Origin of the sequence: Nocardia sp. NPDC059228, from assembly GCF_042754245.1 — a bacterium.
GTDB lineage: Bacteria > Actinomycetota > Actinomycetes > Mycobacteriales > Mycobacteriaceae > Nocardia.
Window position 1 is genome coordinate 219,384 of sequence record NZ_JBHZAL010000006.1, and the last position, 18,336, is coordinate 237,719.

The 18,336-nt window shown below is 68.0% G+C and carries 18 protein-coding genes and 2 pseudogenes; 14 read left to right on the forward strand and 6 right to left on the reverse strand.

Annotated elements, in window-relative coordinates; all coding sequences use genetic code 11:
• Nucleotides 1-15: 15 nt before the first annotated feature.
• Genes ACFXKA_RS13175 through ACFXKA_RS13185 form a run of 3 tightly spaced genes read left to right on the forward strand, consistent with a single transcriptional unit; the run spans nt 16 to nt 3,673 of the window.
• The gene (locus tag ACFXKA_RS13175) at nt 16-1,068 is read left to right on the forward strand and encodes an extracellular solute-binding protein (RefSeq protein ID WP_379427367.1); all 1,053 of its coding nucleotides are present in this window, start codon (nt 16-18) and stop codon (nt 1,066-1,068) included.
• Nucleotides 1,065-2,780 carry an ABC transporter permease gene (locus ACFXKA_RS13180; protein WP_379427368.1) on the forward strand — a complete coding sequence of 572 codons (1,716 nt, stop codon included), beginning with the start codon at nt 1,065-1,067 and terminating at the stop codon, nt 2,778-2,780. The genes ACFXKA_RS13175 and ACFXKA_RS13180 overlap by 4 nt, the downstream gene beginning before the upstream one ends.
• Entirely contained in the window at nt 2,777-3,673 is an 897-nt protein-coding gene (locus tag ACFXKA_RS13185) for an exonuclease SbcCD subunit D (protein ID WP_379427370.1), read from the forward strand. The genes ACFXKA_RS13180 and ACFXKA_RS13185 overlap by 4 nt, the downstream gene beginning before the upstream one ends.
• Nucleotides 3,674-3,726: 53 nt before the next feature.
• On the opposite strand, the gene ACFXKA_RS13190 is transcribed toward ACFXKA_RS13185, so the two are convergent.
• The 3 genes from ACFXKA_RS13190 to ACFXKA_RS13200 form a co-directional block, all read right to left on the reverse strand.
• Complete coding sequence (locus ACFXKA_RS13190) at nt 3,727-4,599, reverse strand: SDR family oxidoreductase (protein ID WP_379427371.1); 873 nt, start codon at nt 4,597-4,599, stop codon at nt 3,727-3,729.
• Between the two features lie 168 nt (nt 4,600-4,767).
• Nucleotides 4,768-5,733, reverse strand: a complete 966-nt coding sequence (locus ACFXKA_RS13195; RefSeq protein ID WP_379427372.1) for a DMT family transporter — start codon at nt 5,731-5,733, stop codon at nt 4,768-4,770.
• 172 nt (nt 5,734-5,905) lie between these two features.
• Nucleotides 5,906-7,363, reverse strand: coding sequence for a protein kinase (locus tag ACFXKA_RS13200; protein WP_379427373.1), 1,458 nt, complete (start codon nt 7,361-7,363; stop codon nt 5,906-5,908).
• Nucleotides 7,364-7,730: 367 nt separating this feature from the next.
• Between ACFXKA_RS13200 and ACFXKA_RS13205 the strand changes: the two genes are divergently transcribed.
• From ACFXKA_RS13205 to ACFXKA_RS13255, 11 genes and pseudogenes are all read left to right on the forward strand, one after another.
• The gene (locus ACFXKA_RS13205) at nt 7,731-8,333 is read left to right on the forward strand and encodes a TetR family transcriptional regulator (RefSeq protein WP_354833862.1); all 603 of its coding nucleotides are present in this window, start codon (nt 7,731-7,733) and stop codon (nt 8,331-8,333) included.
• Between the two features lie 125 nt (nt 8,334-8,458).
• Nucleotides 8,459-9,340, forward strand: a complete 882-nt coding sequence (locus ACFXKA_RS13210; RefSeq protein ID WP_379427376.1) for an LLM class F420-dependent oxidoreductase — start codon at nt 8,459-8,461, stop codon at nt 9,338-9,340.
• On the forward strand, nt 9,337-9,813 hold the full coding sequence (locus ACFXKA_RS13215; protein WP_379427378.1) for a nuclear transport factor 2 family protein: 477 nt from the start codon (nt 9,337-9,339) through the stop codon (nt 9,811-9,813). Before ACFXKA_RS13210 ends, ACFXKA_RS13215 begins: the two co-directional genes overlap by 4 nt.
• A 93-nt stretch (nt 9,814-9,906) precedes the next feature.
• Nucleotides 9,907-10,755: an SDR family oxidoreductase gene (locus tag ACFXKA_RS13220; protein WP_379427379.1), complete on the forward strand. Its 849-nt coding sequence runs from the start codon at nt 9,907-9,909 to the stop codon at nt 10,753-10,755.
• A 207-nt stretch (nt 10,756-10,962) separates the two neighbouring features.
• On the forward strand, nt 10,963-12,123 hold the full coding sequence (locus tag ACFXKA_RS13225; RefSeq protein WP_379427380.1) for an acyl-CoA dehydrogenase family protein: 1,161 nt from the start codon (nt 10,963-10,965) through the stop codon (nt 12,121-12,123).
• Nucleotides 12,120-12,302, forward strand: a pseudogene (locus tag ACFXKA_RS13230) (zinc ribbon domain-containing protein); the annotation flags it as partial. The gene ACFXKA_RS13225 and the pseudogene ACFXKA_RS13230, both read left to right, overlap by 4 nt.
• Before the next feature lie 18 nt (nt 12,303-12,320).
• Nucleotides 12,321-12,569, forward strand: coding sequence for a Zn-ribbon domain-containing OB-fold protein (locus ACFXKA_RS13235; RefSeq protein ID WP_379427456.1), 249 nt, complete (start codon nt 12,321-12,323; stop codon nt 12,567-12,569).
• Nucleotides 12,569-13,621 carry an acyl-CoA dehydrogenase family protein gene (locus tag ACFXKA_RS13240; protein ID WP_379427381.1) on the forward strand — a complete coding sequence of 351 codons (1,053 nt, stop codon included), beginning with the start codon at nt 12,569-12,571 and terminating at the stop codon, nt 13,619-13,621. Before ACFXKA_RS13235 ends, ACFXKA_RS13240 begins: the two co-directional genes overlap by 1 nt.
• 23 nt (nt 13,622-13,644) lie before the next feature.
• Nucleotides 13,645-13,854: pseudogene (locus ACFXKA_RS13245) on the forward strand (lipid-transfer protein); the annotation flags it as partial.
• 54 nt (nt 13,855-13,908) lie between these two features.
• Nucleotides 13,909-14,649, forward strand: a complete 741-nt coding sequence (locus ACFXKA_RS13250) for an SDR family NAD(P)-dependent oxidoreductase (RefSeq protein ID WP_379427382.1) — start codon at nt 13,909-13,911, stop codon at nt 14,647-14,649.
• A 236-nt stretch (nt 14,650-14,885) separates the two neighbouring features.
• Entirely contained in the window at nt 14,886-15,434 is a 549-nt protein-coding gene (locus ACFXKA_RS13255; RefSeq protein ID WP_379427383.1) for an MFS transporter, read from the forward strand.
• A 30-nt stretch (nt 15,435-15,464) separates the two neighbouring features.
• Here the strand turns inward: ACFXKA_RS13255 and ACFXKA_RS13260 are convergent, their stop codons facing one another.
• The 3 genes from ACFXKA_RS13260 to ACFXKA_RS13270 all read right to left on the reverse strand — a co-directional run bounded on the left by ACFXKA_RS13260 (nt 15,465) and on the right by ACFXKA_RS13270 (nt 18,332).
• A complete protein-coding gene (locus ACFXKA_RS13260; RefSeq protein ID WP_379427384.1) occupies nt 15,465-16,175 on the reverse strand; it encodes an IclR family transcriptional regulator in 711 nt (236 codons plus the stop codon).
• Nucleotides 16,176-16,467: 292 nt separating this feature from the next.
• The gene (locus tag ACFXKA_RS13265; RefSeq protein WP_379427385.1) at nt 16,468-16,902 is read right to left on the reverse strand and encodes a hypothetical protein; all 435 of its coding nucleotides are present in this window, start codon (nt 16,900-16,902) and stop codon (nt 16,468-16,470) included.
• A gap of 269 nt (nt 16,903-17,171) precedes the next feature.
• The gene (locus ACFXKA_RS13270; protein WP_379427386.1) at nt 17,172-18,332 is read right to left on the reverse strand and encodes a VWA domain-containing protein; all 1,161 of its coding nucleotides are present in this window, start codon (nt 18,330-18,332) and stop codon (nt 17,172-17,174) included.
• Between the last annotated feature and the right edge of the window lie 4 nt (nt 18,333-18,336).

The following is an 18,336-nucleotide window of genomic DNA, read 5'->3' on the forward strand; positions in this document are numbered from 1 at the left end:
AAAGGAATACTCGAAATGTCGATGTCCCGTCGCGCTTTCGCCGCGGCCACGCTCGCGTCGGCGCTCGTGCTCGCCGGTTGCGGTTCGGCCGCCGACGACACCGCGAAGACCGCGGTCACCAGCACCTGGACCGCCCCGGCGGGCCTGTCGGGCGAACTCACCCTGTACTCGGCCAACCCGCAGGAACTCACCGACGACCTGGTCGCAGCGTTCACCAAGGCGTCCGGCGTGAAGGTGAACGTCTTCGCCGGTGAGACCGGCAAGATCACCGCGAAGCTCGATGCCGAATGGGCGAATCCGCAGGCCGATATCGCCTACCTGGCCTCCTGGACCCCGGCCGCGAAGTACGCCGCCGACGGCCGCGCCCTGCCCTACCGCCCGGCCGGATCCGACCAGATCCGCGCCGGCTGGGCCGGCAAGGACGACGCCTTCGTAGGCCGCGACGGTTCGGCGCTGACGCTGGTGGTCAATACCAAGGCCACCACCGCCCGCCCGCAGGACTGGGCCGATCTGGCCGGGCCGGACTACAAGGGCAAGGTGATCATGCCCGACCCACGCGAATCCGGCACCGCCCGTGACCTGATCGCCGCCATGGTCGCGGCCTGGGGCAAGGACAAGACCTGGGAGCTGTTCGACAAGCTCTTCGCCAACGGCATGGTGGTGCACGGGGCGAACGGCCCGGCCCTCGACGATGTCACCGCCGGATCGCACGCCGTGATCCTGGGCGGTGTCGACTACTCCGCCTACGACGCCATCGCCAAGGGCGAACCGCTGCAGGTGATCTCGCCCTCCTCGGGCTCCACCATCACCCCGCGCCCGGTGTTCGTGCTGAAGACCGCCAAGAACCCGGCCGCGGCGAAGGCGTTCCTGGACTTCATGTTCGCCCAGCAGGGTCAGCAGATCTCGGCCGCGCACAAGATGATTCCGGCGCGGCCCGAGGTGTCCGTCGCCGACGGCACCCGCAAATACGAGGACGTCAAGCAGCTTTCGTTCACCTGGGACCAGGTGAAGAGCAGTGGCAGCGACGTACTCGCCGAATTCACCAAGCGCTATCTGGGCGCGGCGTGACCGCACGCCTCGACGAGGCCCCACCCGGTCGCGCGCCCACCCGCCCGCGCACCGGCGGTGGGGTCTACGCCCTGCTGGCGCTGCTGCTGGTCGGTGTGGCCGCGCCGCTGGTGGCGGTGCTCATCCGGGCGGTGACCGGCTACGACGGGCGGCCGTCCGCGCTCGGGCAGCTCACCGAATCGGCGAATCTGCGGATCGTCGGCAATACGGTGCTGCTGGGTGTGCTGGTCGTGGTCATCGCCACCGTGATGGCCGCGCCGCTCGCCTTCCTCATGTCGTGGACGCCGCTGCGGCGGCACCGGTGGATCGACATCGCCGTCATGGTCCCGTTCCTCACCCCGCCGTACGTGGCGGCCATGGCGTGGCTGGACTTCACCCGCGTCAACGGTCTCGCCGAACGGTGGTTCGGGCCGTTCGGCGCGGGGTTGCGCGCGGTGGTGGAAACCCCGGTCGGGATGGCGGCCATCATGGCGTGCGAAATCTTCACCTTCCTGTACCTGCTGCTGCGCAACCGGCTCGACACCATCCCCGCCAGCGCGGATGAAATGGCCGCGGTGGCAGGGGCATCCGCCGGACAGCGGCTGCGGCTGGTGCTGGCCCCGCTGCTGACACCCACCTATGCGCTGGGCGCGCTGATCGTGTTCATCCGCGCCGCGGGCGAATTCGGCACGCCGGTCACGCTCGGCAATCAGATCGGCTTCCCGGTGCTGGTGTCGGAGATCTACGGGAACGTCACCATCGACCCGCTGAATTTTCCACGGGCCGCCGCATTGTCGAGCCTGCTGCTGGCGATGGGCATGACCGTGTGGGGGCTGCAGCAGTGGGTGAGCCGCCGCGATATCGGGTTCGGCGGCCGCGCCGCGCGCCGCGCCACCGTCGGGACCGGTCGCTGGACCGCGGCCGCGCTGCTGTGGCCGGGCCTGGTGCTGCTGGTGTCGGTGGTGGTGCCGTATATCGCGATCCTGCTGGGCGCCATGACCATTCTGCGGTCCAAGCCGCCGACGCCGGACAATCTCACCCTCGATTACTTCGCGCGGGTACTGCGGCCGGGCCGGGGGCTGGAGGCGCTGCAGAACAGCGTGGTGCTGGCCTTCATCGCGGCCACCGTGACGACCGTGCTGGCCGTCGCCTGCGCCCTGGTGATCGTCCGGCGCGGCCGGGATGCCGTGCCGCGGGCGCGATCCGCGGCCCGGCGGGGCGTCGACCTGCTCGGTATCGCGCCCGACACCGTGCCCACCATCGTGCTGGTCATCGGCTTCATCTTCTTCTGGAACGCACCCTGGCTGCCGGTCACGCCGTACAACACGCGCGCGATGGTGGTGCTCGCCTATGTGGTCATCACCCTGCCCATGGCGTTGCAGCAGGTGAAGACCGCCTATGCCGCCATCGACGACACCCTGCTGGAGGCCGCGGCCGCCGCGGGCGCGGACACCTGGCAGATCCTGCGCCGCATCACGATTCCGCTGCTCGTCCCCGGCATCGTCGCGGGCTGGCTGCTGGCGTTCCTGCTCGGTGTGCGCGAGGTCGTCGCGTCCTCGATGGTGCGGCCGTCCTCGCTGCCGCTGCTGTCACCGTGGATTCTCGGCCAATTCGATCAGGGCCACCGTGCCGAGGCCATGGCCATGACGGTGATCGGCGTGCTCAGCTCGACCGTTGTCCTGGTGGTCCTGGAGTGGTGGCGGCGCCGCCTCACCGACCGGTCCACCCGATGATCCGGCTGGCACACGTCGCCGACGTCCACCTGGGTGCCCGCCTGCGGGCGGTCCCGGACTATCCCGGATGCCCCGCCATCGATCCGGTCGAGGACGCCTACGCCGCGTTCGCCGCTCTCCTGCAACGGATTCGCGACGAGCGCTACGACGGCGTCCTCCTCGCCGGCGACCTCTTCGACCGGCACGAGGCCACCCCTCGCGCCCTCGCCACCGCCGAACAGGCGCTGGCCGACCTGCACGATGCGGGCATCCCCGTGGCCCTCATCTGGGGCAACCACGACGCCGAATCTCCGCTCCCGCAACAGCTCCGGCTACCACCCACGACCTGGCTCGCCCCCGCCGACTACCCTGCCACCCACTACTGGCCCGACCTCGGCGTCGCCCTGCACGCCCAATCCATCGCCGCCCGCGACGACCTCCGCGACCTCGCCGCCGGCTACCCCACGCCCCTCGCCGCCGCGACCAACATAGCCCTTCTCCATACCAGCCTCACCGGTCGACACAGCCGACGCGCCTGCGCCCCGACCACTCTCGCCACTCTGGCCGCGCATGGCTACGACCACTGGGCACTGGGCCACGTCCACCAGCGCACCCATCTCGGCCCGGCCTCGTACGCGGGAAGCCCCCATCCCGCCCGCAAGTCCGAGACGGGCCCGCGTGGTTTCCTCGAACTGCGCCTGTCCGGCACCCTCACCACCCACCCCGTCGACACCTCACCGGTCATCCGCGAACCTCTCACCGCCACAACAGAAGGCGACATCCGGAAGCAGTTCGACAACTATCCGACGGCCGCCCGTCTCGTGATCTGGACCCTGGACGCCCCCGCGCACCTCCTCGCCCCCGCCCGCGCCGCAGCCCGCAACTACCCCAACTTCGCAGTGGCACTTCCATGATCAACCGCGTGTAGCCCGGCCTGGATGGCCGGGCTACACGGTCGGTGGAGTTGTCAGGCGCCGAAGTCGGCGCGGTGGTCTTCGGCCCACTCGGCGAGGGTGCGTCCGGGCTTGCCGGTCACCTCGGTGGCGGGACGTACCCGGTCGGGGGTGGTGAGGGTGTCGCTCCAGTAGTCGAGCAGCATCTTCATGATCGGCTCGGGAATGAATTGCGCTGTCTCGGCGCGGAATTCGTCGGCGGTGACCTCGATCAGCGAGATCTCCCGGCCGAGCACGGCGCTGAGCGTGGCGACCTGCTCGGTGCGGGTGAGCGCCTGCGGGCCGGTGATCGGGATGATCCGGCCGATGTGCTCGTCGGACAGCAGCGTCTCGGCCGCGGCCTCGGCGACGTCGAATTCGTGGATCGGGGCCTGAGCGGACGCCAGGTACGGTGCCCGGATCGGCGCACCCGAGCTGATCTGCCACCGCCATTCGAGCAGGTTGTTGGCAAAGGTGCCGGGGCGCAGGATCGCCCACCCGTCGGTGCGCTCGGTGACGGCGGCTTCCACGGCACTGTGGTGCAGCTGGCTCGCCGAGCCGTGGTCACGGGGGAATTCCATCGCCGCGGCCAGCGAGGACAGGACCGTGAAGCGTTGCACGCCGGCGGCGACAGCCGCGTCCATGAAAACGTCGACCCCCCGCGCCGGGAACACGAAGGCGCGATCAACACCTTCGAACACCTGCGAGCCGAGGGTCGACACCTCAGCCAGATCACCGGCGACGACCTCGAGCCCCTCGGGCAGGTTCGCGTCCTCGGGCTTACGGGTCAGCGCGCGGACCGTGACGCCGCGAGCGAGGAGGGTGGCCACGAGGTGGCGGCCGACGGCGCCGGTCGCTCCGGTGACGAGGACGGTCGGGCGGGAGTTGCGAATCTCTGTGCTGCTCATGACATGAATATTTCCGATAAAGCCCACCCCGCCACATCACGAGAATTCGTTATTTACCGCGGCATTCACTCGGTGGGTTGCCGTTGCGTCAGGCCAGGATCATCGGGCAGATCCAGCGGGTGGCGAACGCGTGGAGCTCGTGCTCGGTGGCCAGGTGCGGCGGCGAGATCAATTGTCCTGCATTCGATCAGGAAATGCGGGAGCGGTTTCGGGCATGGTCGTCTGCGCGAGCACGGCGCCGATCAGCATGATCACCGCCCCGACTATCTGTGCCGGTTCGAGCGATTGGCCGAGCAGCAGCCAGGCCAGGACGGCGGCGACCAGCGGTTCCACCACGGCCAGCACACTGGCCGGAGCCGAGGGCAGGTCGCGGAGGGCTCGGAGTCCGGCCAGGTAGGGCAGCACGGTGCCGGCGACGGCCAGGGTCAGCACGAGCAGCCACACCGGAGCCTGCAGGCCGCCCAATACAGCAGGGGCTGTGAGTAAGTGGGTGGGTAGCGTCCACGGCGGAGTGAACATTGCCACCACTACCGCGCCGATGGTCAATCCGAGGGCAGTCAGCCCGGCCGGGTCGTGCCTGCCGGCACCGTGCTCGCCGAGCAGGAAGTATCCGGCCGAGCAGATCGCCGAGCCCAGACCGGCGGCGATACCGAGCATGGTCAGGTGGGTGCTCTGCCAGAGCTGTGCGACCAGGGCCAAGCCGGTCAGCGCCAATCCGACGCCCAGCCAAACCGGCGCGGGCAGCCGAGTGTGCCGTGCCGTCTGCACCCACAGCGCGACCAGTACGGGCGCGAGATTGACCAGCACCATCGCTACTGCGACTGGGATCCGGGCCACCGCAACGAAGAACAACAGTTGCACCCCGGCGACGCCGAGCGCCCCATAGCCGAGCAGTAACCACAGGTCGGCACGGCGGAACCGCAGCGCCCGCGGCCGCAATACGGCAACGACCGGGACGAGGAGTATCGCGGCCAACGTGATCCGAACCGAAGTCACCGCCGCCGGGGACCAGCCCGTCGCCATCACCGCCTTGGCCACCGGCCCGGAACTCGCGAACAGTGCCCATGAGGTCAGAGCCCACCCGATCGCCTGGACTCGGATCGGAGGCCGCCCAACCCTTTCCGTCGTCGCCATCGCTGCAGTCTGACCGCGTGATAGCCCACCTGACCACAGAATTTCCGGCGTGCGTCATCGAAGCCGGCCGCTGCGACGCCTACCGGCGTGGTCGTTGCTCGGCCGATGGCACATCGCCGTCGGGCGGGCGGTGCTTGGCTGTAGTGGAACTCGGTTGACCGCCAGGGCTGGTTCAGAGGGTGATGTGGAAGGGCTTGTCGCCCAGGACGTTGTCGGGGGTCAAGGCGTCGGCGAAGGCGAGGGTGACGACTGTGTCCGGGTGTTGCGGGGCGTCGGCCTTGGACTTACTGCTCTTGATGATCACCGCGATCACGATGATGACGATGACCAGCACCGTCACGATGGCGGCGATCAGCCAGGCCGTCGTGTTCGAATTGCGTTGCGGGGGAGCGTAGGTCGGGGGTGGATTGGTGCGGGGGGCGTAGGCCTGCGGTTGGTTGCACGACGGGGACGGGGCGACCGCCGGATTCGAAAAGGTTTGCGGCGCGGACTGATTCGGGTACGCCGGGGTCGATACCTGCTGATTCGGAATCGGCTGGTTGGGGAAGGACGGGTTCGACGTGGGCGGGACCGGGTACGCGGGGCCCGGGCTGGGGTAGGACGGGGCCTGGTTCGGGTAGGACGGGCCCGGGCCCACGAGCGGGCGCGGCGTCGACGGTGTCGGACTGGGCGGCTGCTGGATCACCGGCTGTGGCCGGACGGGAGTCGGCGGGCGCGGGGCGACGACGGGCTGCGGACGCGCGGGTGTCGGCGGGCGCGGGGGCGCGGCGGTGCGGGGCGCCTGGAGGGCGCGTTCGGCGGCGGCGGCGAATTCGACGCAGGAGCGATACCGGTCGGCCGGCCGCTTGGAGAGCGCCTTGGTGAGGACCGCGTCGATGGTGCGCGGCAGCGCCTGGCGGAGCGGGCTCGCCGGCGGCGGGGGCTGCTGGAGATGGCCGCGGATGACCGCGGCGGGGCTGGTGCCCTCGAACGGGACTGTGCCGGTGAGGAGTTGGAAGAGCGTGCAGGCCAGGGAGTACTGGTCGGAGCGGCCGTCGAGGGACGCGCCGGTCAACTGTTCGGGCGAGGCGTAGGCGAGCGTGGCGGTGACCGTGCCGGTCTGGGTGAGGTGGCCGGTGTCGTCGCGCAGGCGGGCGATGCCGAAGTCGGTCAGGTAGACGCGTTCGCCGGAGCCCGTCTTGGACGACGAGCGGGCCAGCAGGATATTGGCCGGCTTCACATCGCGGTGCAGGACACCCAGGCCGTGCGCGTAGTCGAGCGCCTTGGCGGTCTCGCCGATGATCTGGGCCGCGCGCAGCGGCGGCAGCGTGCCGGGGGTGATCGAGGAGGCGTTGATCCCGTCGATGTACTGCATGGAGATCCACAGCTGCTCGCCCTCGTCACCGCGGTCGTACACGGTGACGATATTCGGGTGGTCCAGCCGGGCGACCAGATCCGCCTCGCGGATGAAGCGGGCGCGAATCTCGTCGTCGGCGAACATTTCCTGATTCAGCAGCTTCAGCGCCGTCATGCGTGGCAGCCGTGGATGCTTGGCCAGATACACCGAGCCCATGCCGCCGCGTCCGAGCTCGCGTTCGATGACGTAACCGGCGAACACATCACCAGAGCGCAATTCAGCCCCCGTTTCCACGAGTCAAATCCGCAGGGCAGCCTATCAGTGTCCGATGCTGCCCCATTGTCGCCGACGCAACACCCGAGACAGCGTGACCGGGGACGACGAGCGCTCGGTGCGAAGAGCGGCAACGGGTTGCCTTGGCACAGTGTGGCTTCCGGTTCGACACGCGCCCGCAGGAAACACTCGGCGGGTTTCCCGGGCGCTGATGCGGGGCCTGCGAAGGCGAAGGCGCCCGGCGGTTTTTCTGCGCTTCCGCTGACCGGAATCGCCACCTGGGCAGGTGAGAGGTAGGAGTCACGATGGCACAGTCGGTCGGGCTCAGCGGCGGGTAATTTTGGCGGAGACGACAACGACAGCCAGACATCACACACGGAGGGACGCTGTGCCACGCATCGCGGAGGATCGGCTTCCGGCCCAGCCGAGTTCACCCGAACAGGAGTCGCGTCGTCAGCGGATCCTGCGTGCCGCGGCGCACCACGGGGCCGAAAAGGGCTTGGAACGGGTTCAGATGCACGATGTCGCCAAGGATGCCGGGGTGGCAATTGCCACGCTGTACCGCTATTTCCCGTCTAAGACACACCTGTTCAACGCACTGTTGTCCGACCGCGTGAAGCATCTCGCCGAGACAACCCCACTGACTCGCCCCGGCGTCGACCGGGTGCAAGCGGTCAGCGATCTGCTCGTCGAGGGCGGCCGCGAGCTACTGTCGCGACCGTTGCTCGCGCATGCGATGCTGCAGTCGAATCTCGCTGCCGTCGCCCAGGCCGGCGGTGTGGTGACCAACCGATTCAGCGACTTGATCACCCAGCTGCTGGGGGTCGAAAACGCCAGCGACGCCCAAGTCCGCCTGGTGCGCATCACCGAGGCGGCCTGGTACGGGGTGCTCAATGCGGCGCTCAACCACCACATCACCGCCGAGCAGGCCGAGGAGGACACCCGGGTAGCGTGCCGGAAGCTGCTCAGCGGTATCGAGGAACTGGCGTGATGATCGAACTGGCGTAATGATCGCGCCACGGGCGGCCCGGTGCCGACTGTCGCCCTGGCGGCGATGTCTCGCTCACCGAAAACCTCCCAGCTGCGGTGCCGCGCAGCTCCGTAGCATCGCCGTCCATGAAATACGCGATCATCGCCCCTGCGGCCGCGGGCACCAGCGCCGATCCCGCGTGGATATCCGGCTTCGCCAAGCATGTGGAAGCGTGTGGCTTCGAATCTCTGGTCGCCATCGAGCACGCCGTCGTGATGAGCCACTACGCCAGCGTCTACCCCTATGCATCGTCGGGAAAGATGGAGCTCCCCGACGACTGCGATATTCCCGATCCCCTCGAACTTCTGTCGTTTCTGGCCGGCCAGACCACGCGGCTCGGCTTGGCGACCGGCGTACTCGTGCTGCCCAATCACCATCCCGTGGTGCTGGCCAAGCGGCTGGCCACCCTCGATCGGTTGTCGAACGGGCGGCTGCGGGTCGGCATCGGTATGGGGTGGATGAAGGAAGAGATCGAGGCATGCGGAGCCCCCTTCGAGGCCCGCGGGCGAAGGGCCGACGAGCAACTGGAAGTGCTCGCCACATTATGGGCCGATACAGGCGAGACCGGCGTCGACCACAAGGGTGAGTTCTTCAGCTTCCAATCAGCGATGTGCTACCCGAAGCCGGTCCGGGCCGGCGGTGTGCCGATTCACGTAGGCGGCCACACCAAGGCCGCGGCGCGCCGCGCGGGACGATACGGTGCCGGGCTGCAACCACTGGGAGTCACCGGTGACCAGTTGGCCGCGCTGGTCGCGCTGATGCACGAAGAAGCGACCCGAGCAGGCCGCGACCCTGCGGAGCTGGAGCTGTCGCTGGGCCACCTGGTCTCCCGTATCGACCTCGACCGCGCCGGCCGCCTGGCCGAACAGGGCGCCGATCGGCTCTTGCTGGCCCCGACCGCGACAGCGGATCTGCAACAGGCGATGGACGAGCTGTCGGCCTGCGCGCAACGGCTGGGCCTGTCATGACCGGGCTGACCATTCACGACCGAATCGCCCTACAGGACCTCGTCCACCGCTACGCGGAAGCGGTCGACGAGCGCGATTTTCCCAGAGCCGCCGCACTTTTCACCGGTGACGGGGTGCTGGAGCTGCCGAATCCGCCGGCCACTCTCGACCCGGTCGTCTCGCATACCGGGATCGATGCGGTGACCGCGGCACTGGGCGCCGTGGCCGCCGTGCCGGTGACATTCCACGCGATCGTGGGCGCTGCCTTCGATCCCGGGCCCACCGCGGCAACGGCCACCGGGAGGGTCACGTGCATCGCACATCACCTCACCCGACGCCACGACCGCGACGCCGACCTGGTCTGGCACATCATCTACCGCGACCACTACCGCAGCACCCATACAGGCTGGTTGCTCGCACGCCGCAGCCTGCATGTGGCATTCATCGAGTCCCGGCCGGTGGCGGCGATGCGAGCACCAGGCCCGACAGGGTAGACGTCGTCTCCACCCCGATTCCCTGTTCATCTCCGCGGTCCGCAGGCCCGTCCACCGCGCCGAGGGACCATCTGTCTCGAGGAGCTTCACACAATGTCTTCGTCTCGTCCCACAGCACTCGTGACCGGCGCCAGCCGAGGTATCGGCCGCGCCACAGCGCTGGTGCTGGCAGGCTCCGGATTCGACGTCGCATTCACCGCGCGCACCGTGGTGGAAGGCGAAGGGACCGTGCCGGCGCGCACTACGCGGGAAGGGGAAATCAGCTTCGGTGTGCCGGGCAGTCTGGCCACGACCCGCGCTGAGATCGAAAGACTCGGAGCGCATGCGTTACCGCTGCGGATGGACCTGGCAGATCCGGCCTCGGTGACCACGGCAGCAGCGGAGTTGCTTGACCGCTGGGGAGCCCCGAACCTGTTGGTCAACAACGCCATCCTGCACAAGCCGCACGCACGGTTCCTCGAATTGGATCTCGATGACCTGCGAGAATCGCTGGAAGCCAATCTCATCGAGCAGATCCGCCTGACCCAGGCACTTCTGCCGGCGATGATCGATTCCGGCGGCGGCACGATCGTCAGCCTGTGTTCGGGCTCAGCCGTCGTCGATCCCCCGGCCCCGCCCGGCGAAGGAGGCTGGGGGCTGGGCTATTCGGCGGCGAAGGCAGCTTTCGGGCGCCTGGCCGGCGCCATCAATGCCGAACACCGCGGCGACGGGATCCGCGCATTCAATATCGAGCCGGGATTCGTCATCACCGAGTCGGGCGCCGCCCGAGGAGGCACCGCCGACATCAAGGCCAGCGGCTTCACCGGGGCACCCCCGGACGCGTCGGGCCGAGTGATCGCATGGCTGGCCTCGGCACCGCATACCGAAACCGACCCACTCCTGGGAGTTCTGATCAACGCCCCCCGCGTCGCCAAATCCCTGGCCACGCACACGCAACGGTAGGTTCCCCGCCGACAAATTCTCGCAGCAAACCGCCTTGGGTGGCGCCGTCGATCGACCATCGACGACGCCGCCCCGTCTGGCATTCGCTGATGGTCCACGACCGCCCATCGACGGCTCTGTTCGCGCAAATGCCGCCCCCAAATGCCTTGTCCCGGTGAGCAGAAGGGCCGGTTGCACGTTCTCGCCCCGACAGCAGAATGACGACCCATGGATCTGCGAGAGACAACCCAGCAACGGGCCCTGCGCAGAGAGCTGCGCGAGTACTTCGCCCGACTCCTGCCCCCGGCGCAACGTCGAGAGGTGGCCGAGGCCGGCGCCGGCGGGCCGCGATTCCGCGAGGTGACGCGCATGCTCGGCCGGGACGGATGGCTCGGCGTCGGGTGGCCGCCGGAGTACGGAGGCCGCGGGTTGACCGCCGAGGAGCAGTTCATCTTCTACGACGAAATTCAGCGCGCGGGAGTGCCGTTCCCCCTGGTCACCATCAATACCGTGGGCCCGGCACTCATGCAGTACGGCACCGAGGAACAAAAGGCCAGGTTTCTTCCGGGCATGCTCAGCGGCGAGATCGTGTTCGCGATCGGCTACACCGAACCCGAGGCGGGAACAGACCTCGCGTCCCTGCGGACTCGCGCTGTCGCTGACGGTGACGGGTTCATCGTCGACGGAACCAAGATCTTCACCACCGGCGGCAACACCGCCGACTACGTGTGGCTGGCCTGCCGCACCGACCCCGAGGCCCCCAAGCATCAGGGCATCTCGATCCTGATCGTGCCCTGCGATGACCCCGGCTATTCGTGGACCCCGATCTCCACCGTCGGCGGCATGACCGTGACCGCCACCTATTACTCCGGCATCCGTATCCCCGCGACCGACGTCGTCGGTGAGGTCAATGGCGGCTGGCGGCTGATCACCACCCAGCTCAACCACGAACGGGTGGCGCTGGCCGCCCTCGGCGGCCGGATGATCCAGCTGTGGGAGGAGACGCTCGCCTGGGCCCAGGACACCGGAGCCGCCGAACAACCCTGGGTGCGGCGCGAATTCGCGCGCACACACGCGCGGCTGGAAGCGATGCGGCTGATGAACCACCGGCTCGCAGCCGAGGTCGGTAACGGAACCCTGAGCCCCGAGAAGGCCGCCGCCGCAAAGGTTTACGGCACCGAAACCCATATCGACCTACAGCGGTCGATGAGCTTCGTGCTCGGCGCCGGTGGACGGCTCCGCCCCGAGGCGGGCCGGGCCGCGTTGCACGGACAGGTCGAGCAGCTGTCCCGGCAGGGCATCGTCAACACCTTCGGCGGCGGAGTCAACGATGTACTGCGCGACATGGTCGCCACCAGCGCCCTGGGGCTGCCCCGAGGTGCGCGATGAACCACGAATCCTCCGACGGCACCGGAGCAGAAACCCGCGAGCTCCGCCCGCGGCCGGCGATCAACCTCGACAACCAGTTCTGGTTCGAAGCCGCACGCCGGCATCAGCTCCTGGTGCAACGCTGTGCAGCGTGTCGAACACCTCGGCACCCACCCGGTCCCCAATGCCCGCGGTGTCAGTCCTTCGACTGGGACGCCGTGCAGGCAACCGGTCGGGCCACCCTCTACTCCTGGGTCGTGGCCCACCATCCCCGCCACCCCGCCTTCGACTACCCGCTGATCGTGGGGCTCGTCGAGCTCGAAGAAGGAACCCGGCTGATCACCAATCTCACCGACGTCGCCATCGCCGACCTCGAAATCGGCATGCCACTGATCCTCGGCTGGTTCGACGCCGACTCCGAGCTGAGCCTGCCGGTCTTCGCACCGGCCACTATCGAGGACCGCTGATGGACTTCCGACTCACCGATGAACTGCTCGAGGTCCAAGCGCTGGCCGCCCGCCTGTTCTCGGCGCTCGGCGATTCCGACACCCTGTGGACCGAACTCGGCCGTACCGGACTGCTCGGGCTGGCCCTCCCCGACGAGCACGGCGGCGCGGGACTCGGCATGGACGCTGCCTGCGTGCTGCTCGAAGAACAGGGCCGGACCGTCTCGGCCGCCCCGGTCTGGCCACACATCGTCGCCGCCACGGCGCTGGCCCGCCACGCCTGCGGCGACGTGCTCACCGGCATAGCCGGCGGCGCCGTCCGACTGACGGTGGCGCTCGAGGAATACGGGAGTGCCACCGCGGCCGCACCGACGTGCCGAGCTACCCCCACCGAGTGCGGAAGTGGCTCGGGCACATGGCGACTGTCGGGTGTCAAGGCTGCGGTCCCGACACCCGAGGGCGCTGATTTCGTGCTCGTCTCCGCCGCCGCCGATGACGGGCCGGGCCTGTATCTGGTGACGAACCACGATCTGGCCTGGGAACCCGCGCCGACGACCGATCTCGACCGCGCGCAGGATCTGGTGCTCGAGTCGACACCGGCTCTGTGGGTCGGTGGTAGGCAGACGTTGACCGAGGTAGTGCGCTGGTCGCGGCTGGCGGTGGCCGCACTGCAGGTGGGCGTTGCCGACGGCGCGCTGCGCCTGGCCGCCGACTATGTCCGCGACCGCCGCCAGTTCGGCCGCTCCATCGGCTCGTTTCAATCCGTTCAGCACCAGCTGGCCGACTGCTGGACCGACGTCGACGCCATGCGCCTGACCCTGTGGCAGGCCCTCACCTGTGATACCGACGAAAACCATGCGGACAGAGCGGCATTGGTCGCCGCATGGTGGTGCGGGCAGGCCGGACTCGATGTCGTGCACCGCGTCCAGCATGTCCACGGCGGCATCGGAGTCGACACCGATTACCCCGTCCATCGCTACTTCCTCTGGGGCAAACAACTCGCCGCCACCTTCGGCGGACCCGAAGCCGTTCTGCAGGAACTCGGCGAACTCCTCGCAGGGAACGAACGATGAGCCCATCCATCACCGGTGCGGCGGCGATCGCCGGCACCGGGGCCACCGAATTGAACACCCACGGCGGCCAGCTGGGCGAGGCATATCTGCATGGAATGAACGGCATCGCAGAGGCGGTACGCCTGGTCCGGGGAACGGCGGTGAACCAGCCGCCCGACCTCGCCAACGTCCTGGTCACCGCGGGCACGGGCGTGCCGATCAGCGGTCTCGTCCTCGGCAATATCTGCCCATGACCCATCGCATAACTCCGGAAATACACGGCGTCATCGAGAAATGAGAAAACAAGTATGCAAACACTGAAAGACAAAGTCGCAATCGTCACCGGCGCAGCCGGGGGAGTGGGTCGCGGTATCGCCCTCGCCCTCGCACATGCGGGAGCCCGGGTGGCAATACCCGATATCAAACCGGCCGACGATCTCGTCGCCGAACTCGGCGACGACACCGCACTCGCAAAGATCTGCGACATCCGCGACAGTTCCCAGGTCAACGCCTTCGTCGACGAGGTTGTAACCAGGTTCGGGACCGTCGACATTCTCGTCAACAATGCCATGGCATCCGCACTGTTGCCGCTGACCGAAACCAGCGACAGGGATATCGAACTGGCGATGAGTACCGGCCCGATGGCCACCCTGTACTTCATGCGCGCCTGCTATCCGCACCTTGTCGACGGAGGCAGAATCATCAACCTCCGATCCGGCTCGGAAGTGACCGCGATTCCCAACTTCGTCACCTATATCGCGGCCAAATCCGCGATCGCGGGCATCACTCGCGCCGCCGCGCGCGAGTGGGGCCGATCCGGCATCACCGTGAACGCCATCTGCCCGTTCGTCCTGTCCGACGCCGCTGCAGTCGAATTCGAAAAGCACCCGGGACAGCTCGACAACATCCTCGCCAACCTGTCGATCCCTCGCCTCGGCCATGCCGAGAACGACATCGGGCGAGCCGTGGTCTACCTGGCCGGACCGGACGCGAGCTACGTCACCGGAACCACCATCAGCGTGGACGGCGGCGCCGCCTTCTTGGCGTAGCGGTCGCATCGCCTCGACCTCCCACCCGCTATCGCCAAGCGCCCCAAGGACGCCCGATGGCCCCAGCCACCTCGACCGACGCCAGCCCTCCGCCGTCCCAGGTTCCCTCGGCTGCGGGGCGCCCGATCGCCGACCGTTCCCTGCGGCGCCTGTTCCTCAGCGCGCCGTTCGCGCACATCTGCCCACAATTGTGCTTTCGGTCCGTCGGATATTTCGCTGCGCTGCAGGTCCAGTCGATGGATCCCGATCACAAAGTGCAGCAGCTCGCACTGGTCAACGCGGTCGTCGCGACCGTCTCGGTTCTCACTCAACCGGTCGTGGGCGTCTTGTCCGACCGCACGCGGACCCGGTTCGGAGCACGATCGCCATGGATGCTGGCCGGCGCACTGCTCGGATTCCTGGGCCTGATCGCGGCCGGGTTGTCCACGTCGGTCGCGACGCTGCTGATGACCGCGAGCATCGCCTACCTGGGCTTCAACACATTCGGTGGCCCCCTCACCGCAATCCAGCCGGACCGGGTGCCGGTGGATCGGCGCGGCCGCTATTCAACCCTGGCCGGCCTGGGAACAGTGATCGCGGCGATCATCGGTCCGGTGATCGGGGCAATCTTCGCCACCCGAATCCCCTTGGGATACACCGTCATCGCCACCATCGCCCTCGTCTTCTCGCTCGGATTCCTGACAGCGAACCCGGACGCCGACACTCGAAACAGCAGCCGATCTCCTCTTTCGGTCAAACGCTCGAAGTCCCGCGTGCGCAGCAACGGGCGGTGGTGTCGAGTTTGAACTACCCCTGCAGTTCGGAAGGTGGGCGAATCAAGGTTGGGGAAAAATCGCGGCGGTCACCTGTCGGGCAGCGTCGAGCACCAGCGGCGCGACTCGCTTCAGCTGTGCGTCGCTTTTACCGGTCAACGAGATTGCACCGATCGTGCTGTCGAGGGGGGTGCGGATAGCGACAGCGGTGCAGGCGATGTCATCGAAGCATTCTCCGCGCGCGAACGCGATGCCGTTTCGGTCGCGTATGGCGCCGAGTTGCTTGTGAAGCAGGTTGATATCGGTGATGGTGCTCGCAGTCGACCGGGTCATCGCGCCCGCGACGCGTCGGTCCACCTCTTCGGGTGTGAGCCGAGCCAGCATTGCTTTCCCCAGCGCCGTCGCGTGCGCGGGTGCTGATGCACCGACACGCGACGGCACGCTTGCGGCGAAGTGGCCACCCATCTTGTCGAGGAAACACACCTGCCCTTTGTCGAGGGTTGCCAGGTGCACTGTCATACCCGTGCGCAGCATCAATGCGTGCAGCAACGGTGCCGCGGCCGATCTGAGGGCGTTGGCGTCGTCGTTGCTGCCGACCTGCAGCGCCCGGGGTCCCAGGCTGTAGCCCAAACTGGTGCGATCGAGCCACCGGACTCTGATCATCTGTTCGATGATCCGGTGGGCGGTGGAGCGGGGCAGCCGGGTAGCTCGGGCGACATCGTCGAGTGTCAGGCGGCTGGTGCGGTAGGGGAACGTGTCGAGGATCAGGCTCATCCGCTCGATCATCGAGGGCGGGACCTGTGGACTCTGGGGGTGTGAAGCTGCGAGGACTGAGGCAGTCACGGGACCTCCGGAAACGGAACTGAAATGAATTCTAGTGACGGCTCCACGTTAGCAGCGCCCTGACCTCACAGGAAGGAAAAACTGAAATTCATTCTGCCCAGTGGTCGGCTGGGTACCTCTCCCGCGTGCCTGAAATCGAAGGCGCCGCGACGCCGAGCAGCTCGAGGGTCGCCGCCCAGATCTGTGCGCCGGGCGATCCACTGCGAGGCGTCGAGCCGCCTGCCTATCGAGCGCTCGGAAACGAGGTGCTCAGCGCTGCACAGGGGATGTCGTGCAGAGAACTCCGGCGCGGCCGGACGGCTCGGCAGCCGGCACTGGTCTGCCCGCGCGGCACCGTCTCGGCGACGAGAACCGCTGCGGCCGTGTAGAAGAAGCCGAGCGCCAGCCCGAAGGCTGCGTTGGTGAGGGTGAGAATGTCCCAGGTGTGCGATCCGGCAGCCTCGACAAGTGCGCTCGCCGCGAACAGCACCGCGGCGGACCACAGCGGGAGCCGGGCGCGAAGCCGACGCGCCACGACCGCGCCGATCACGCCGAAGGCAATCGTGACCATGCCTTGCAAAAGCGCGATACGCAGGCCGTACTCGTGCGTGGTGAAGCCACTGCTGTAACTGAATCCTGGGACCAGGCTCACCTCGACGGCTTCGGGGGGCAGCAGCATTCCGCCGGCCTGCGCAACCTTCGCGAGTGTGCCTGCGACAACACTGTTTTCGATCTCGGCCGGGCTGGGTGTGCGGGCCCTCTCAGCTATTGTCCGGTGCGTCGATCCAGGGTATCGATGACGCCGTGAACCAGTTCCATCCCCGGGCATTCCACACTCTCGAATGAGTGGCGAGCCGCTGCCTGTAATCGGGCCAGTCTGGCGATGAACGACCTGATCAACTCGGTTGGCACCGCCCGTGCGTCGCTTCCTCATTTACGAATGCGGCGTCAGCCCGCGTTGAGATGCGCCCAAGCCTGCACGTCACCGCGATCGAGGGCCACCGCGAGCAGGTCGGGGAAGCGGTCCGGAGTGCAGGCGAAAGCGGGCACACCCAGCGCGGTCAGCGCCGCCGCATTGTCGCGGTCGTAGGCCGGAGCGCCCTCGTCCGAGAGCGCCAGCAGCACCACCACCTGCACCCCGGCCTCCTTCATGGCGCGAATGCGCCGCAGCATCTCCGCGCGGACGCCGCCCTCGTACAGGTCGGAGATCAGCACGAACAGCGTGTCCGCCGGCCGGGTGATGAGCGATTGCGAGTAGGCGATGGCGCGATTGATATCGGTGCCGCCGCCCAGCTGCGTGCCGAACAGCACCTCCACCGGATCCGCCAGCTTCTCGGTGAGATCCACGACGGCCGTGTCGAAGACCACCAGCGAGGTGCGCAGCGACCGCATGGACGCCAGCACCGCGCCGAACACCGAGGCGTACACCACGCTCGACGCCATGGATCCCGACTGATCGATGGCCAGCACCACATCCCGTTTGACCGCCTGCGCCTTGCGCCCGTACCCGACCAGCCGCTCGGGTACCACGGTCCGATGCTCGGGCAGATAGTTCGCCAGGTTCTTGCGAATGGTCCGGTCCCAGTCGATGTCTCGCAGCTTCGGCCGCGACACCCGCGCCGCCCGGTTCAGCGCCCCGCCCACGGCGGCCACGGTCGCTGCCGCGATCCGCCGCTCGATCTCCCGTACCACCTTCTCCACCACCGTGCGGGCGGTGGCCTTGGTGGTCTCCGGCATCACCCGGTTCAGGCTCAGCAGCGTCCCCACCAGATGCACATCCGGCTCGACCGCCTCCAAAAGCTCGGGCTCGAGCAGCAATTCGGTGAGGTCGAGCCGATCCACCGCGTCCCGCTGCATCACCTCCACCACCGTCGACGGGAAGTACCGGCGGATATCGCCGAGCCACCGCGACACCTGCGGCGCGGAACCCCCGAGCCCGCCCGAGCGCCGCCCGCTCCTGCCCTGCCCGCCGGAATCGTAGAGCGCCCCCAGTGCCCGATCCATCGCCTGATCGTCGGCATTGCCCAGCCCGCCCCCGAGCCCGGCCTCACCGGCGCTGCCGAGCACCAGCCGCCACCGCCGCCCCTGTGTCTCGTCGATCTCGTTCATGACA

What these genes read in the sequence shown, in the direction of transcription:
- ACFXKA_RS13175 (WP_379427367.1), top strand. Translation starts at nt 16, where the DNA reads ATGTCGATGTCCCGTCGCGCTTTCGCCGCGGCCACGCTCGCGTCGGCG.
- ACFXKA_RS13185 (WP_379427370.1), top strand. Translation starts at nt 2,777, where the DNA reads ATGATCCGGCTGGCACACGTCGCCGACGTCCACCTGGGTGCCCGCCTG.
- ACFXKA_RS13190 (WP_379427371.1), bottom strand. Translation starts at nt 4,599, where the DNA reads ATGAGCAGCACAGAGATTCGCAACTCCCGCCCGACCGTCCTCGTCACC.
- ACFXKA_RS13195 (WP_379427372.1), bottom strand. Translation starts at nt 5,733, where the DNA reads ATGGCGACGACGGAAAGGGTTGGGCGGCCTCCGATCCGAGTCCAGGCG.
- ACFXKA_RS13210 (WP_379427376.1), top strand. Translation starts at nt 8,459, where the DNA reads ATGAAATACGCGATCATCGCCCCTGCGGCCGCGGGCACCAGCGCCGAT.
- ACFXKA_RS13215 (WP_379427378.1), top strand. Translation starts at nt 9,337, where the DNA reads ATGACCGGGCTGACCATTCACGACCGAATCGCCCTACAGGACCTCGTC.
- ACFXKA_RS13220 (WP_379427379.1), top strand. Translation starts at nt 9,907, where the DNA reads ATGTCTTCGTCTCGTCCCACAGCACTCGTGACCGGCGCCAGCCGAGGT.
- ACFXKA_RS13225 (WP_379427380.1), top strand. Translation starts at nt 10,963, where the DNA reads ATGGATCTGCGAGAGACAACCCAGCAACGGGCCCTGCGCAGAGAGCTG.
- ACFXKA_RS13240 (WP_379427381.1), top strand. Translation starts at nt 12,569, where the DNA reads ATGGACTTCCGACTCACCGATGAACTGCTCGAGGTCCAAGCGCTGGCC.
- ACFXKA_RS13250 (WP_379427382.1), top strand. Translation starts at nt 13,909, where the DNA reads ATGCAAACACTGAAAGACAAAGTCGCAATCGTCACCGGCGCAGCCGGG.
- ACFXKA_RS13255 (WP_379427383.1), top strand. Translation starts at nt 14,886, where the DNA reads ATGGATCCCGATCACAAAGTGCAGCAGCTCGCACTGGTCAACGCGGTC.
- ACFXKA_RS13260 (WP_379427384.1), bottom strand. Translation starts at nt 16,175, where the DNA reads ATGAGCCTGATCCTCGACACGTTCCCCTACCGCACCAGCCGCCTGACA.
- ACFXKA_RS13265 (WP_379427385.1), bottom strand. Translation starts at nt 16,902, where the DNA reads ATGCTGCTGCCCCCCGAAGCCGTCGAGGTGAGCCTGGTCCCAGGATTC.
- ACFXKA_RS13270 (WP_379427386.1), bottom strand. Translation starts at nt 18,332, where the DNA reads ATGAACGAGATCGACGAGACACAGGGGCGGCGGTGGCGGCTGGTGCTC.